We start from the raw sequence: 13,159 nt of genomic DNA, 5'->3' as shown, positions 1-13,159 counted from the left end.
TATACCATAGGATTATCAGCCTTGGCGGAATACGGGCTGATATGCGTGAATGCAGATGGGAAGAGGAGTTGAGCATATGAAGAAAAAGATGGTGGCAGTGTGGTCCCTGGCGGCAGTGCTGTGCTTTGGTACGGCTACGATATCTGCCCTGGCAGCAGAGGGTTGGGCTCAATCGGGGAGCACCTGGGTCTACTATGACTCCAACGGGAATAAAATATATAATACATGGAAAAAAGGGGCGGACAACCAGTGGCGCTATCTCAACGGCGAGGGTGTCATGGCCACCAATGCGTGGGTTGAGTCTGATTATTATATGGACAGCAACGGCATCATGCTCACTGACAAGTGGCTGAAGCTTACCGGGGACCAGGGAGAGTATGAGTGGTATTATTTCAGCAGCAGCGGCAAGGTAATCACGGATGCCTGGAAAAAAATTGATAATAAGTGGTATCACTTTAACGGTGACGGCCGTATGGAGATTGGCTGGATTCTGGACGATATGTATTATACCGGTTCTGACGGCGTTATGAGGACAGGCTGGCAGAAGCTGTATCCGCCGGATGACGATGACGACAACAGAGACAAGGTGACGCCTGGAATCGACAGCGTGACAGATGATGACGGCCGCTACTGGTACTATTTTTCCTCCAACGGCAAGAAATACGCGCCGGACAGCTCGGACGGCGATTATACGGCCCGTAAGATAGACGGAACCTATTACTGCTTTGACGAGGACGGGGCCATGCAGACGGGTTGGAAGAACGTAAAGTCCTCAACCAATGACTCTATCCAGGACTTTATGTACTTTGGTTCTGACGGCAAGGCCAAGATTGGCTGGTACTCCATTGAACCGCCTGAGGAACTGAGCGGTTATGAGGAAGCCGTGGAGTGGTTCTACTTTAACAACAGCGGCAAACCGAGGGCAGCTGATTCCGAACGCCTTACCACCAGCGACATTGTGAAGCTGAACGGTAAATCATACCTGTTCAACCACCTGGGCAATCCGGTGTATGGGCTTAAGAAGGTTTATACCGGTTCCGGCGAGGATGACTGGACCGCGTTCTACTTTGGCGATAAGAACAAGAGCTGTGTCCAGAAGGGGAAGATGAAAGTGACCGAGGACGACGGCAATAAGAGCGATTTCTATTTCCTGGACAATGGACGGGGCGTCAACGGGGTTAAGGATAACTACTTATATTATAAGGGAAAACTTCAGAAGGCAACGGACGGTCAGAAGTATGTATGCTACCGGGTAGAGGGCAGGAATTATGTGGTCAACGCTTCCGGTAAGGTTATGAAGGGCAGCAATGTAAAGAACAGCGACGGCGTTAAGTTTACAACCAACGGCTCCGGTGAGCTGACAAAGGCAGACGATGACAGTGACGTTAATTCTTACGCGCAGGAGCCCACAGAGCCGTACTGCACAGAGTAAACAGCCTGGCGTGACGGCCGGTATGCGAATGAAATGATTGATATAAGGAAAGACTTCTATATTAAATGGGAGGTCTTTCCTTTCTTGCATGATGAGACCGCGGTCTGCCTGAGTGAGAATGCTCCGGGAAAAGCTGCGAAAAGAATTAATTAAAACCAACATAACTCCCAACAAAGGCCGTAAAAGAAAATTGAAAAAATACTTGCATTTATTTGGAATGTGTGCTATTATACAAAGGCTGTGGCATGATAGCGTTGAAGCGAGAGGTTGCTGCCCACAAAGTGAGGCAGGTTTTCCGTGGAGCGAATGTCAAGTTAGGAAACTGGCGACAAGTCACTGTACCAATTAAAGAAACTGCAATGTTAGATGGCAGAATCAGTGTGGAGTTCCGTTAGGACACACACGGAAACGTGTACAGTCACCGCTTGTCGTACTTGGTTTGAAAGTGCGAAAAGGAGGCGACTTTTTTTATGGCAAGTCAAGTAATGAGAATCACTTTAAAGGCTTATGATCATCAGTTGGTAGATCAGTCCGCCGGAAAAATCATCGAGACTGTAAAGAAGACAGGATCACAGGTGAGCGGACCGGTGCCGTTACCAACCAAGAAAGAGGTAGTAACTATTCTGCGTGCGGTTCATAAGTACAAAGATTCCAGAGAGCAGTTCGAGCAGAGAACTCACAAGAGACTCATCGACATCACAGCTCCAAGCCAGAAAACAGTTGATGCGCTGTCCAGACTGGAAATGCCGGCTGGTGTGTACATCGACATCAAGATGAAAACAAAATAGAATGGCCGCAGGGCAATTTGTTTTCAAGAAAAAATGTTTATATCCTGAAGGGTTTAAATATAGAAGCAACACTGCATTTCCTGTTGAGGAATCAACATACCGCCAGGCGGTTCATAGTGTTCCACGTATATTAGGCTGTTCTAGGATGAATGCGAAAGCATTCCGCTGTAGATCATGAAACAGGAGGTAAGACAATGAAGAAAGCGATTTTAGCAACAAAAGTCGGAATGACCCAGATCTTCAATGAGAATGGTGCTTTAGTTCCGGTAACCGTACTTCAGGCAGGACCCTGTGTGGTAACACAGGTTAAGACAGCTGAGAACGATGGTTACAAGGCAGTGCAGGTTGGTTTTGTTGACAAGAGGGACAAACTGGTCAGCAAGCCACAGAAAGGCCATTTTGATAAGGCTGGCGTTTCTTACAAGAGATATGTAAGAGAATTCAAGTTTGAGAATGCTGAAGAGTATTCCGTAAAAGATGAGATTAAGGCTGACATCTTCGCAGCAGGCGATAAGATTGACGCAACCGCTATTTCCAAGGGTAAAGGCTTCCAGGGCGCCATCAAGAGATATGGACAGCACAGAGGACCTATGGCACATGGTTCCAAGTTCCATCGCCATCAGGGTTCCAACGGTTCCGCTACAACACCAGGCCGCGTATTCAAGGGCAAGGGAATGCCAGGCCACATGGGCAGCAAGCAGATTACCGTTCAGAATCTGGAGGTTGTCAAGGTTGATGTTGACAATAACCTGATTCTGGTTAAGGGCGCGGTGCCAGGACCAAAGAAGAGCCTGGTAACAATTAAAGAAACCGTTAAGGTTGAAAGGTAAGCTTTTATAGGAAAGGAGGAACACACAAATGGCAAACGTATCTGTTTACAATATGGAAGGTAAAGAAGTTGGCACATTAGAACTGAACGATGCCGTGTTCGGTGTAGAAGTTAACGAGCATCTGGTACATCTTGCAGTTGTTGCACAGCTTGCAAATAAACGTCAGGGAACACAGAAAGCAAAGACACGTTCTGAGGTTTCCGGCGGCGGCAGAAAGCCGTGGAGACAGAAAGGAACCGGTCATGCAAGACAGGGTTCAACCAGGTCTCCTCAGTGGAAGGGCGGCGGTATCGTATTCGCTCCCACACCAAGAGATTACACCATCAGACTGAACAAGAAGGAAAAGAGAGCCGCTCTCAGGTCTGCTCTGACCAGCCGTGTTCAGGACAACAAGTTTATCGTGGTAGATGAGCTTAAGTTTGACGAGATTAAGACCAGGAAGTTCCAGAATGTTATGGATAACCTGAAGGTATCCAAGGCACTGGTGGTTCTGGCTGACAATGATCAGAATACAGTATTATCTGCAAGGAACATTGCAGACGTTAAGACCTCTCAGGTCGGCTCCATCAACGTATACGACATTCTGAAGTACAACACAGTAGTGGCTACCAAAGCTGCTGTTGCATCCATCGAGGAGGTGTACGCATAATGGCAGATATCAAGTATTATGACGTCATTTTAAAACCAGTCATCACTGAGAAGAGCATGAATGCCATGGGCGATAGAAAGTATACTTTCATGGTACATGTAGACGCTAACAAGTCTATGATTAAAGAGGCTGTTGAGAAAATGTTCCCGGGCACCAAGGTCGCCGGCGTGAACACCATGAACTGCGAAGGCAAGACCAAGAGAAGGGGAATGACCTTCGGCAAGACAGCTGCTTCCAAGAAAGCAATCGTAAAGCTGACAGAAGACAGCAAAGAGATTGAGATTTTCCAGGGGCTGTGATTACTTGGTGAGATTTTTTGAACCTAGTAAGAACGCCGTTCCCGAGACTTAGCGAGGTCTTTTCGGGCTTAGTCGAGCGGAACCCGTTGCGGTTAAGAACACCTTAATCCAACAAACCATTCACCCGCCGGACACACCCGGACGGAGAACTTATACGGCATCCGGGATATCCCAGATATTCCAACCAAAGTCACGCGCCGTGAAAAGAAAAAGAAAAGGAGTAAAATGTCATGGGAATTAAGAAGTATAATGCTTATACACCTTCCAGAAGACATATGACCAGTTCTGATTTCAAGGAAATCACAAAGGACACTCCGGAGAAATCTCTGGTAGTATCCCTGAACAAGAACGCTGGTCGTAACAATCAGGGTAAAATCACTGTTCGTCACAGAGGCGGCGGCAGCAGAAGAAAATACAGAATCATCGACTTTAAGAGAAACAGCAAGGATGGTATTCCCGCAACTGTTATCGGAATCGAGTACGATCCAAACAGAACAGCTAACATCGCTCTGATCTGCTATGCAGACGGCGAGAAGGCATATATCCTGGCGCCACAGGGCTTAACCGACGGAATGAAGGTTATGAGCGGCGATACAGCAGAGGCAAAGCTTGGAAACTGCATGCCGCTGTATCACATCCCGGTTGGTACTCAGGTACACAACATTGAGTTATATCCTGGCAAGGGCGGCCAGTTAGTCCGTTCAGCCGGTAATTCAGCACAGCTGATGGCTAAGGAAGGCAAGTACGCCACCTTACGTTTACCTTCAGGCGAAATGAGAATGGTTCCAATCATCTGCCGCGCAACAATCGGTGTTGTGGGCAATGGCGAACACTCCCTGATCAACATTGGTAAAGCTGGCAGGAAGCGCAACATGGGTATCAGACCTACAGTCCGCGGTTCCGTAATGAACCCCAACGACCATCCACACGGTGGTGGTGAAGGCAAGTGCGGTATCGGCCGTCCGGGTCCGTGCACACCATGGGGCAAGCCGGCTCTGGGTCTGAAGACCAGAAAGAAAAACAAGCAGTCTAACAAGTTGATCGTAAGAAGACGTGATGGCAGAACCATCAAATAGTTAAAGGAGGTTAAGAACACATGGCTCGTTCACTGAAAAAAGGACCATTTGCAGATGCACATCTGTTAAAGAAAGTAGACGCTATGAATGCAGCAGGACAGAAGCAGGTAATCAAGACCTGGTCCCGCCGTTCTACAATCTTCCCGCAGATGGTTGGTCACACAATTGCAGTTCATGACGGCAGGAAACACGTTCCGGTATATGTAACCGAAGATATGGTAGGACATAAGCTGGGCGAATTCGTAGCAACCAGAACCTACAGAGGTCACGGTAAAGACGAGAAGAAGTCCGGCGTGAGAAAGTAATTCACGGTAAATTGAAAGGAGGTTTTACTAATGGCAAAAGGACATAGATCCCAAGTCAAGAGAGAAAGAAATGCCCAGAAGGACACAAGACCAAGCGCAACACTGTCTTACGCGAGAGTGTCTGTCCAGAAGGCTTGCTTTGTATTAGATGCCATCAGAGGCAAAGATTTACAGACCGCACTTGGTATTGTAACTTACAATCCCAGATACGCTTCCAGCTTAATCAAGAAGTTACTGGAATCAGCAGCAGCAAATGCTGAGAACAATAACGGAATGGACCCAGCGAAACTTTATGTTGAAGAGTGCTACGCTAACCAGGGCCCGACCATGAAGAGAGTCAGACCGAGAGCTCAGGGACGTGCTTACAGGATCGAGAAGAGAATGAGCCACATCACTGTTGTTCTGAATGAGAGATAGGAGGCAAATATGGGACAGAAAGTTAATCCACACGGCTTAAGAGTCGGTGTTATTAAAGACTGGGATTCCAAGTGGTATGCAGAAGCTGATTTTGCTGACTGCCTGGTTGAAGATTACAATATGAGAAAGTTCCTGAAGAAGAAACTGTTCAGTGCCGGCATTTCCAAAATTGAGATTGAGCGTGCATCTGACAGAGTTAAGATTATCATCTACACCGCTAAGCCAGGCGTGGTTATCGGTAAGGGTGGTTCTGAAATCGAGAAGCTGAAGAAGGAAGTTCAGAAGCTGACTGATAAGAAGCTGTTCATCGACATCAAGGAAATCAAACGTCCGGACAGGGATGCTCAGCTGGTTGCAGAGTCCATCGCGGGACAGCTGGAGAACCGTGTTTCCTTCCGCCGTGCAATGAAGTCCACCATGGGAAGAACCATGAAGGCCGGCGTTAAGGGTATCAAGACCGCAGTTGCAGGCCGCCTTGGCGGAGCTGATATGGCACGTACTGAATTCTACAGCGAAGGTACCATCCCGCTTCAGACATTAAGAGCAGATATTGACTATGGTTTCGCAGAAGCAGATACAACCTACGGCAAGATTGGCGTTAAGGTATGGATCTACAAGGGCGAAGTTCTTCCTACTAAAGGAAACAAGGAAGGGAGCGATAAATAATGTTAATGCCTAAGAGAGTTAAGCGTCGTAAGCAGTTCCGTGGTTCCATGGCCGGCAAGGCATTAAGAGGCAACACGATTTCTAACGGCGAGTACGGTTTAGTCTCCACTGAACCATGTTGGATCAAATCAAACCAGATTGAAGCTGCCCGTGTGGCCATGACCCGTTACATCAAGCGTGGCGGTAAAGTCTGGATTAAGATTTTCCCGGATAAACCTGTAACAGCAAAGCCAGCAGAAACCCGTATGGGTTCCGGTAAAGGCGCTCTGGAGTACTGGGTAGCAGTTGTAAAGCCAGGCCGTGTATTATTCGAAATCGCTGGTGTACCAGAGGAAACAGCTAGAGAAGCTCTGCGTCTTGCTATGCACAAGCTGCCATGCAAGTGTAAGATTGTTTCTAAAGCAGATTTAGAAGGCGGTGATAACAGTGAAAACTAATAAATTTGTAGAAGAGTTAAAGAATAAGTCAGCAAATGAGCTGAATGAAGAGTTAGTAGCTGCGAAGAAGGAACTGTTCAATTTAAGATTCCAGAATGCAACCAATCAGCTGGATAACACATCCAGGATTAAGGAAGTTCGCAAGAACATTGCCAGGATCCAGACTGTTATCACTGAGAAGGCTAACGCATGACTGTGAGCGCTTGGCGAGGCATTTTCGAGCTTAGTGCGAACGTCGTTCACGAAACTTAACGAGGTATTTTCGAGTTTAGTTGAGTGAACATACCCGGAAATCGGAAAGGAGATTAAACTACCGTGGAAAGAAATTTGAGAAAGACCCGTACCGGTAAAGTGGTCAGCAACAAGATGGATAAGACAATCGTAGTTGCTATCGAGGACCATGTAAAACATCCTGTAATCGGTAAGATCGTTAAGAAGACCGTGAAGTTGAAAGCTCATGATGAAAAGAATGAGTGCACCATCGGTGATACAGTAAAAGTAATGGAAACAAGACCACTGTCCAAGGATAAGAGATGGAGACTTGTTGAGATTATCGAGAAAGCCAGATAATGAGATGAGGAAGGAGTAACAGGTATGGTTCAGCAGGAAACAAGACTTAAGGTTGCCGACAATACCGGTGCAAAAGAACTTCTCTGCATCCGTGTATTAGGTGGTTCAACCAGGAGATATGCAAGTATCGGTGATATCATCGTTGCTTCCGTTAAAGATGCAACACCAGGCGGTGTTGTAAAGAAGGGCGATGTTGTAAAGGCTGTAGTGGTACGTACCGTTAAGGGCGCACGCCGTAAAGACGGTTCTTACATCAGATTTGATGAGAACGCAGCAGTAATTATTAAGGATGACAAGACTCCAAGAGGAACTCGTATCTTTGGGCCTGTAGCAAGAGAATTAAGAGACAAACAGTTCATGAAGATTGTCTCCTTAGCTCCCGAAGTATTATAAGGAGGTGTTACTGTGAATAAGATTAAGAAGGACGACTTAGTAGTCGTAATCGCAGGTAAAGATAAAGATAAGCAGGGAAAAGTTATCTCTGTTGATACAAAGAAGAACAAAGTTCTGGTTCAGGGCTGCAACATGGTTACCAAGCACACAAAGCAGGCTCCGGGCAAACCACAGGGCGGCATCGTTAACCAGGAAGCTCCTATTGATATCTCCAATGTAATGCTGGTAGTAGACGGCAAGGCAACCAGAGTCGGATTTGAAGAAAAAGACGGCAAGAAGGTTCGCGTAGCAAAGACAACCGGCAAAGTAATCGACTAATTCAGGAGAGGAGGAAAAAACGTTGGCTAGATTAAAAGAACAGTATCAGAACGAAATGGTAGACGCTCTGATGAAAAAATTTGGATATAAGAACGTTATGCAGGTGCCGAAGCTTGATAAGATTGTTATCAACATGGGCGTAGGCGAAGCTAAGGAAAATGCCAAGGTTCTGGATTCTGCTGTAAGGGATTTGGAAATCATCTCCGGACAGAAGGCTATAACCACCAAGGCAAAGAAGTCCATTGCTAACTTTAAGCTCCGTGAAGGCATGGCAATCGGCTGCAAGGTAACGCTGCGCGGCGAGAGAATGTATGAATTCCTTGACCGTCTGGTAAACCTGGCACTGCCCCGTGTACGTGACTTTAGAGGTGTTAACCCTAACGCATTTGATGGCAGGGGAAACTATGCGCTCGGTATCAAAGAGCAGCTGATCTTCCCTGAGATTGAGTACGACAAAGTTGACAAGGTAAGAGGTATGGATATCATCTTCGTTACCACCGCTAAGACTGACGAAGAAGCTCGTGAACTTTTGACATTATTCAATATGCCGTTTGCAAAATAGTTAGGAGGAAACTTTCATGGCTAAGACTTCAATGAAGATTAAACAGCAGCGTCCGGCTAAATTCTCCACCAGAGAGTACAACCGCTGCAGAATCTGTGGCCGTCCACATGCTTATTTAAGAAAGTACGGTATCTGCCGTATCTGTTTCCGCGAGTTAGCATACAAGGGTCAGATTCCTGGCGTTAAGAAAGCTAGCTGGTAGGCATGAAGCACTTAGTGAGGTAGTTCACGAACTTAGTGCGAAAGCCGATACTCCGAACGTAGGGAGGAGTATCTTCCTCATGAAAGGCAGTGAGGAACAGGAGAATATTTATAGAGAAGGAGGCATTTTAAAATGACAATGAGCGATCCGATTGCAGATATGCTTACAAGAATTCGTAATGCAAACACTGCAAAACATGATACAGTAGACGTACCTTCATCCAAGATGAAAATAGCCATCGCTGACATCTTGGTAAAAGAGGGGTATGTTGCAAAGTACGACATGGTAGAGGACGGCGGTTTCCAGACCATCAGAATCACCTTAAAGTACGGCAAAGACAAGAACGAGAAAATCATTTCCGGTATCAAGAGAATCTCCAAGCCGGGTCTGCGTGTATACGCTAACAAGGAAGAGCTTCCCAAGGTACTGGGCGGACTTGGTACCGCTATCATCTCCACCAACCAGGGCGTGATTACAGATAAAGAAGCACGTCAGTTAGGCGTTGGCGGCGAAGTATTGGCATTTGTTTGGTAAGGATGAGATAGAGGAAACTGAAAACAGAAGGAACGCATAGTTCCTTCCGAGAATTTAAGTAGGAGGTAAAGGCATGTCACGTATCGGTAGAATGCCAGTTGCGGTTCCGGCAGGAGTTACTGTTACAATCGCAGAAGGAAACAAAGTGACTGTAAAAGGTCCAAAGGGAACATTAGAGAGAGAGCTCCCAGTAGAAATGACCATCGAGCAGAAGGATGATCAGATTATCGTAAGCAGACCAAACGATTTAAAGAAGATGAAATCTTTACATGGTCTGACCAGAACACTGGTTAACAACATGATTCATGGTGTTACAGAGGGGTATGAGAAGGTTCTTGAAGTTAACGGCGTTGGTTACAGGGCCGCTAAGCAGGGCAAGAAGCTCACCTTGAACCTGGGTTACTCCCATCCGGTAGAGATGGAAGATCCAGAGGGCATCGAGACCGTTATGGAAGGTCAGAACAAGATTATCGTTAAAGGTATCAGTAAAGAAAAAGTTGGCCAATACGCTGCTGAAATCAGAGACAAGAGAAGACCTGAGCCGTACAAGGGCAAGGGTATCAAGTATGCTGACGAGGTTATCAGACGTAAAGTTGGTAAGACTGGTAAGAAATAATTAAGGAGAGTGTAAAAATGGTTAACAAACAGTCAAGAAGCGAAATTCGCGTAAAGAAACACAACAGAATGCGTAACCGTTTTGCTGGCACAGCAGAGAGACCGCGTCTGGCAGTGTTTAGAAGTAATAATCATATGTATGCTCAAATTATCGACGATACGGTTGGTAACACCTTGGTTGCTGCTTCCACAGTTGAGAAAGAAGTAAATGCTGAACTGGAGAAGACCAACGATAAGGCAGCTGCAGCATATGTAGGTACAGTCATTGCAAAGAGAGCCCTTGAAAAAGGTATCAAGGAAGTTGTTTTCGATAGAGGCGGCTTTATATATCAGGGCAAAGTTCAGGCATTAGCAGATGCAGCCCGCGAGGCTGGTCTGGATTTCTAATAGAGAGGAGAACAAGCATGAAGCGTACAATTATTGACGCCAGTCAGATGGAGCTGAATGACAAGGTAGTGGCAATCAAGAGAGTATCCAAGACTGTTAAAGGTGGACGTACCATGAGATTTTCCGCTCTGGTAGTAGTAGGCGATGGCAACGGCCACGTTGGCGCAGGTTTAGGAAAGGCCGGCGAGGTTCCGGAGGCCATCCGCAAAGGTAAAGAAGCCGCAATTAAGAATCTGGTAGAGATTCCTGTAGATGAGAATAAGAGTATCCCACATGATTTTATCGGTAAATTCGGAAGTGCAGCTGTTCTGTTAAAGAGAGCTCCTGAAGGTACTGGTGTTATCGCCGGCGGTCCGGCACGTTCCGTACTGGAGATGGCGGGAATCAAGAACATCCGTACAAAATCTTTAGGATCCAACAACAAGACAAATGTAGTCCTTGCAACTCTTGCAGGCCTTACTTCCTTAAAGACTCCGGAAGAATTCGCAAGACTGCGCGGCAAATCTGTGGAAGAAATCGTAGGCTAATAGGAGGAGAAAGACATGGCAGAGAAGTTAAAAATCACATTAGTCAAGTCCCCTATCGGTGCTGTTCCAAAGCAGAAAGCAACGGTTAAGGCTCTTGGACTGACCAAGATGCACAAGACGGTTGAGATGCCAGATAATGGCGCTGTCAGAGGCATGGTCGCAGCAGTGCGGCATTTAGTAAAAGTTGAAGAAGTCTAATCATATAGAGTAAGGAGGTGCAGTCATGGAATTGTCAAATTTACAGCCTGCTGCAGGTTCAAAGCATAGCGATAATTTTAGAAAAGGCCGTGGCCATGGTTCAGGTAATGGTAAAACCGCAGGTAAGGGCCATAAGGGTCAGAAAGCTCGTTCCGGAGCTACAAGGCCTGGCTTTGAAGGCGGACAGATGCCTTTATACAGACGTCTGCCAAAGCGTGGTTTCACTAATATGAATTCTAAGACCATTGTTGGTATTAACGTAAGCGCTCTGGAAAGGTTCGATAATGATGCTGAGGTTACGGTTGAGACCTTAATCAAGGCCGGCATCGTTAAGAATCCAAGAGATGGTGTAAAGATCCTTGGAAATGGAGAATTAACCAAAAAGCTGACCGTTAAGGTTAATGCATTCAGTGAAGGTGCAAAATCTAAAATCGAAGCTTTAGGTGGAACCTGCGAGGTGATCTAATGTTTAAAACGATCAGAAATGCATTCAAGGTAAAAGAGCTTCGCACTAAGATTCTCTATACCTTCATGATGCTGGTAGTCATCCGTTTTGGCAGCCAGCTGCCGATTCCGGGAATCGAGACATCGTTCTTCGCGAATTGGTTTGCGAAACAGACAACGGATGTGTTTGGCTTCTTTAATGCCATGACAGGTGGTTCATTTTCATCCATGTCCATCTTTGCCCTGAGCATTACGCCATACATCACATCTTCCATCATCATCCAGCTTCTGACCATTGCGATTCCAAAACTGGAAGAGCTGCAGAAGGATGGCGAGGACGGAAGAAAGAAGATTCAGGAATACACCCGCTATACCACCGTAGGCCTGGCACTGATTGAATCAAGTGCCATGGCCATCGGCTTCGGACGTCAGGGACTTCTGATAGATTATAACGCATGGAACATCATCATCGCCATCGTTACCATGACAACGGGCAGCGCCCTGCTCATGTGGATCGGCGAGCAGATTACGGAAAAGGGTGTTGGAAACGGTATCTCAATCGTACTGTTGTTCAACATCCTGTCAAGTGTGCCGGATGATATAAAGACCCTTTATTACCGTTTTATCTTCGGACAGACGGTTACAAAGATGATTTTCAGCGTTGTGATGATTGCCCTGATAATCCTGGCTATGGTAGTTTTCGTTATCGTGCTGAACGATGCCGAGAGGAGAATTCCGGTCCAGTATTCCAAGAAGATGGTTGGCCGTAAGATGGTTGGCGGACAGACTTCCAACATCCCACTGAAGATAAATACCGCAGGCGTTATGCCGGTAATCTTTGCTTCTTCCATCATGTCCTTCCCGGTGGTGATTTCTCAGTTCTTTACGATTGATCCCAACTCCATCGGCAGTAAGATTCTGATGGTGCTCAATTCGGGTTCATGGTGCAGGCCTGAGTATCCTATATACTCCATCGGTCTGGTGATTTATATTGCATTGCTGATTATGTTCGCTTACTTCTATACGTCCATTACCTTTAACCCGTTGGAAGTGGCCAATAACATGAAGAAGCAGGGCGGCTTTATCCCGGGCATCCGTCCTGGAAAGCCAACCAGCGATTATTTGAATAAGATATTGAATTATATTGTTTTTATTGGTGCATGCGGCCTCATAGTTATTGCGGTTGTTCCGATTCTTGCGTCCGGTTTACTCAATGTCAGCCGAATCTCATTTTCCGGAACGTCACTGATCATTATCGTGGGCGTTGTGCTTGAGACAATCAAAGCAGTAGAATCTCAGATGCTTGTGCGTTATTATAAGGGATTTTTGAACGATTAACAACCACAGTTGAATCAATCAATCTGCCTTTGTGGTATTCCACAGGGGCGGATTTGTTGTATTTATAGCTTATAACGCGCCGCTGCACTAAGCTCGTGAGAAACCTCGCTAAGTGTCAGTGGCATGTATCGCACGTAAGCGTCTAAAAGACAGACGCTAAGTGCTCATAACG

23 protein-coding genes are annotated in these 13,159 nt (G+C 46.3%); all 23 read left to right on the top strand.

The window, feature by feature from the left end:
• Positions 1 to 76: 76 nt before the first annotated feature.
• The 23 genes from LA360_RS14870 (at position 77) to secY (ending at position 12,987) form a co-directional block, all read left to right on the top strand.
• Positions 77 to 1,432, top strand: coding sequence for a PspC-like choline-binding domain-containing protein (locus tag LA360_RS14870; RefSeq protein ID WP_022201451.1), 1,356 nt, complete (start codon positions 77 to 79; stop codon positions 1,430 to 1,432).
• A 470-nt stretch (positions 1,433 to 1,902) separates the two neighbouring features.
• Positions 1,903 to 2,220 carry a 30S ribosomal protein S10 gene (gene rpsJ / locus LA360_RS14865; RefSeq protein WP_002566515.1) on the top strand — a complete coding sequence of 106 codons (318 nt, stop codon included), beginning with the start codon at positions 1,903 to 1,905 and terminating at the stop codon, positions 2,218 to 2,220.
• A 194-nt stretch (positions 2,221 to 2,414) separates the two neighbouring features.
• Positions 2,415 to 3,050: a 50S ribosomal protein L3 gene (rplC, locus tag LA360_RS14860; protein WP_002566514.1), complete on the top strand. Its 636-nt coding sequence runs from the start codon at positions 2,415 to 2,417 to the stop codon at positions 3,048 to 3,050.
• 28 nt (positions 3,051 to 3,078) lie between these two features.
• On the top strand, positions 3,079 to 3,699 hold the full coding sequence (rplD, locus tag LA360_RS14855; protein ID WP_003525121.1) for a 50S ribosomal protein L4: 621 nt from the start codon (positions 3,079 to 3,081) through the stop codon (positions 3,697 to 3,699).
• A complete protein-coding gene (gene rplW, locus LA360_RS14850) occupies positions 3,699 to 3,998 on the top strand; it encodes a 50S ribosomal protein L23 (RefSeq protein ID WP_022201452.1) in 300 nt (99 codons plus the stop codon). The genes rplD and rplW overlap by 1 nt, the downstream gene beginning before the upstream one ends.
• 230 nt (positions 3,999 to 4,228) lie before the next feature.
• Positions 4,229 to 5,074 carry a 50S ribosomal protein L2 gene (gene rplB / locus LA360_RS14845; protein ID WP_022201453.1) on the top strand — a complete coding sequence of 282 codons (846 nt, stop codon included), beginning with the start codon at positions 4,229 to 4,231 and terminating at the stop codon, positions 5,072 to 5,074.
• Between the two features lie 20 nt (positions 5,075 to 5,094).
• The gene (rpsS, locus tag LA360_RS14840; protein ID WP_002566510.1) at positions 5,095 to 5,379 is read left to right on the top strand and encodes a 30S ribosomal protein S19; all 285 of its coding nucleotides are present in this window, start codon (positions 5,095 to 5,097) and stop codon (positions 5,377 to 5,379) included.
• A gap of 30 nt (positions 5,380 to 5,409) precedes the next feature.
• Positions 5,410 to 5,796 carry a 50S ribosomal protein L22 gene (gene rplV, locus LA360_RS14835; RefSeq protein ID WP_002566509.1) on the top strand — a complete coding sequence of 129 codons (387 nt, stop codon included), beginning with the start codon at positions 5,410 to 5,412 and terminating at the stop codon, positions 5,794 to 5,796.
• Positions 5,797 to 5,805: 9 nt separating this feature from the next.
• Entirely contained in the window at positions 5,806 to 6,462 is a 657-nt protein-coding gene (rpsC, locus tag LA360_RS14830; protein ID WP_002587379.1) for a 30S ribosomal protein S3, read from the top strand.
• Positions 6,462 to 6,899, top strand: a complete 438-nt coding sequence (gene rplP, locus LA360_RS14825; protein ID WP_002566507.1) for a 50S ribosomal protein L16 — start codon at positions 6,462 to 6,464, stop codon at positions 6,897 to 6,899. The genes rpsC and rplP overlap by 1 nt, the downstream gene beginning before the upstream one ends.
• Entirely contained in the window at positions 6,889 to 7,092 is a 204-nt protein-coding gene (gene rpmC, locus LA360_RS14820) for a 50S ribosomal protein L29 (protein WP_002566506.1), read from the top strand. Before rplP ends, rpmC begins: the two co-directional genes overlap by 11 nt.
• A 122-nt stretch (positions 7,093 to 7,214) precedes the next feature.
• Positions 7,215 to 7,469 (top strand): 30S ribosomal protein S17, encoded by a 255-nt coding sequence (gene rpsQ, locus LA360_RS14815; RefSeq protein ID WP_002587380.1) that lies wholly within the window; start codon positions 7,215 to 7,217, stop codon positions 7,467 to 7,469.
• A 24-nt stretch (positions 7,470 to 7,493) separates the two neighbouring features.
• Positions 7,494 to 7,862: a 50S ribosomal protein L14 gene (gene rplN / locus LA360_RS14810; protein WP_002587381.1), complete on the top strand. Its 369-nt coding sequence runs from the start codon at positions 7,494 to 7,496 to the stop codon at positions 7,860 to 7,862.
• Positions 7,863 to 7,874: 12 nt separating this feature from the next.
• Complete coding sequence (rplX, locus tag LA360_RS14805; RefSeq protein WP_002587382.1) at positions 7,875 to 8,180, top strand: 50S ribosomal protein L24; 306 nt, start codon at positions 7,875 to 7,877, stop codon at positions 8,178 to 8,180.
• Positions 8,181 to 8,202: 22 nt separating this feature from the next.
• Positions 8,203 to 8,742: a 50S ribosomal protein L5 gene (rplE, locus tag LA360_RS14800; RefSeq protein WP_002566502.1), complete on the top strand. Its 540-nt coding sequence runs from the start codon at positions 8,203 to 8,205 to the stop codon at positions 8,740 to 8,742.
• Positions 8,743 to 8,758: 16 nt separating this feature from the next.
• Entirely contained in the window at positions 8,759 to 8,944 is a 186-nt protein-coding gene (locus tag LA360_RS14795; protein ID WP_002566501.1) for a type Z 30S ribosomal protein S14, read from the top strand.
• Positions 8,945 to 9,076: 132 nt separating this feature from the next.
• On the top strand, positions 9,077 to 9,478 hold the full coding sequence (gene rpsH, locus LA360_RS14790; RefSeq protein ID WP_002566500.1) for a 30S ribosomal protein S8: 402 nt from the start codon (positions 9,077 to 9,079) through the stop codon (positions 9,476 to 9,478).
• 73 nt (positions 9,479 to 9,551) lie between these two features.
• Positions 9,552 to 10,094 (top strand): 50S ribosomal protein L6, encoded by a 543-nt coding sequence (gene rplF, locus LA360_RS14785; protein WP_002587383.1) that lies wholly within the window; start codon positions 9,552 to 9,554, stop codon positions 10,092 to 10,094.
• Positions 10,095 to 10,111: 17 nt separating this feature from the next.
• The gene (gene rplR / locus LA360_RS14780) at positions 10,112 to 10,480 is read left to right on the top strand and encodes a 50S ribosomal protein L18 (protein ID WP_002566498.1); all 369 of its coding nucleotides are present in this window, start codon (positions 10,112 to 10,114) and stop codon (positions 10,478 to 10,480) included.
• A 17-nt stretch (positions 10,481 to 10,497) separates the two neighbouring features.
• Positions 10,498 to 11,007, top strand: a complete 510-nt coding sequence (rpsE, locus tag LA360_RS14775) for a 30S ribosomal protein S5 (protein ID WP_002566497.1) — start codon at positions 10,498 to 10,500, stop codon at positions 11,005 to 11,007.
• A gap of 15 nt (positions 11,008 to 11,022) precedes the next feature.
• Positions 11,023 to 11,205, top strand: coding sequence for a 50S ribosomal protein L30 (gene rpmD, locus LA360_RS14770; protein ID WP_002566496.1), 183 nt, complete (start codon positions 11,023 to 11,025; stop codon positions 11,203 to 11,205).
• A gap of 25 nt (positions 11,206 to 11,230) precedes the next feature.
• Positions 11,231 to 11,671 (top strand): 50S ribosomal protein L15, encoded by a 441-nt coding sequence (gene rplO / locus LA360_RS14765; protein ID WP_002587384.1) that lies wholly within the window; start codon positions 11,231 to 11,233, stop codon positions 11,669 to 11,671.
• On the top strand, positions 11,671 to 12,987 hold the full coding sequence (secY, locus tag LA360_RS14760) for a preprotein translocase subunit SecY (protein WP_002587385.1): 1,317 nt from the start codon (positions 11,671 to 11,673) through the stop codon (positions 12,985 to 12,987). Before rplO ends, secY begins: the two co-directional genes overlap by 1 nt.
• Positions 12,988 to 13,159: the final 172 nt, after the last annotated feature.

The sequence above is a fragment of the Enterocloster clostridioformis genome (assembly GCF_020297485.1).
Classification (GTDB): domain Bacteria; phylum Bacillota; class Clostridia; order Lachnospirales; family Lachnospiraceae; genus Enterocloster; species Enterocloster clostridioformis.
This window is presented reverse-complemented; position numbering and strand designations above follow the sequence as displayed.